The following is a 1,393-nucleotide window of genomic DNA, read 5'->3' as shown; positions in this document are numbered from 1 at the left end:
GGCGACGGCCTCTGACGGCCTTGCCGCGCACCGTCCGCTCAACGCCGCTTCCGCCAGCTCGCCCACGGGAGCGGCGGCCGACCAGATCCGCGGCCGCGAATGGCATCTGGACGCGCTGCGCGCCGCCAAAGCGTGGAAGTACTCCAAGGGGCGCGGCGTCACCATCGCCGTCCTCGACACCGGCGTCGACAAGAACCACCCCGACCTCACCGGGCAGGTCATCGACGGCCCCGACCTCACCGGCGGCGTGCGGCGTCCCGGCACCCGCTACTGGGGGCTGCACGGGACGTCGATGGCGAGCATCATCTCCGGTCACGGCCACGGGCCGGGGCTGTCGCAGGGGATGATGGGCGTCGCGCCGCAGAGCCGCGTGTTGTCCGTCCGCGTCACGCTGGAGAACGACGACCCGCTGCGCCAGGACGGCGAGCAGCAGGCGGCCGGTGCCGAGCGCGACGCCGTCGCCCAGGGCATCCGGTACGCCGTCGATCACGGCGCGAACATCATCAACATGTCCCTCGGCGGCGGCCGGCAGTTCTACGACGGGACCGCGTCCCAGGAGAGCGCGATCAAGTACGCGCTGGGCAAGGGCGTCATCCTGATCGCGTCGGCGGGCAACGACGGCTCCGGCGCGAACCGCAAGAACTTCCCCGCCGCCTACCCCGGGGTGATCGCGGTCGGTGCGCTCGACCGCGAGCTGCGCCTCTGGAAGGACAGCAACCGGCGTTCGCACGCCGCCGTCTGCGCGCCCGGCGTCGACATCGTCAGCGCCGACGCGCGCAGCGGCTACGTCGTCGGGACGGGCACGAGCGCCTCGTCGGCGATGGTCGCCGGCGTCGCCGCGCTCGTGCGGTCCCGGTACCCGAAGCTGAGCCCGGCCGAGGTGCGGCAGGCCCTGATCCAGGGGTCGCCGGCGCGCCCCGGCCAGCCGACCGGGTCGCCCACCTGCCGCGGGACGGTCGACGCCCTCCGGACGCTCATCGCCGCGCACAGGCTCAACAAGACCTCCAGCGGGCCGCTGGAGACGCCGCCGCCGTCCCCGTCCGCGGGACCGGCCGCGAAGTCGTCCGGGGAGGGGCCGGGGCTGCTGCTTCCGCTCGTCCTCGGCGGCGGCGGGCTGCTGGTCGTCCTCGGACTCGTGCTCGGCTGGCGGCAGCGACGCCGCCCGGAGGACGACGGCCCCGACACCGATGCCGTCCCCGAGTACGGGCTCCCGTCCGCGCCGCCCATTCGGCGGACCGTCCCGTCCGTCCCGTCCGGCGCGCCCTCGCCTGCTTCGCCCGCCTCACCGCTCTTGGCCGCCCCGCCCGTGGAGCCGGGGCCGCCGGAGATCGCGCCGGTCAGCGTCCCGCTCTGGCAGAGCACCGAGGTGCGCCCGCAGCCGCCCGTCCCGGAC

At 75.4% G+C, this 1,393-nt stretch carries 1 protein-coding gene; it reads left to right on the top strand.

Annotation, left to right across the window (positions count from 1 at the left end; all coding sequences use genetic code 11):
* Positions 1–1,393, top strand: a 1,393-nt coding sequence (locus E1264_RS42635; protein WP_132183264.1) for a S8 family serine peptidase, incomplete at both ends; no start/stop codon positions are given.

Origin of the sequence: Actinomadura sp. KC216 (assembly GCF_004348535.1) — a bacterium.
Lineage (GTDB): Bacteria > Actinomycetota > Actinomycetes > Streptosporangiales > Streptosporangiaceae > Spirillospora.
Note: the sequence above shows the minus strand (reverse complement) of the source record. Positions and strands in the feature narration are given on the sequence as shown.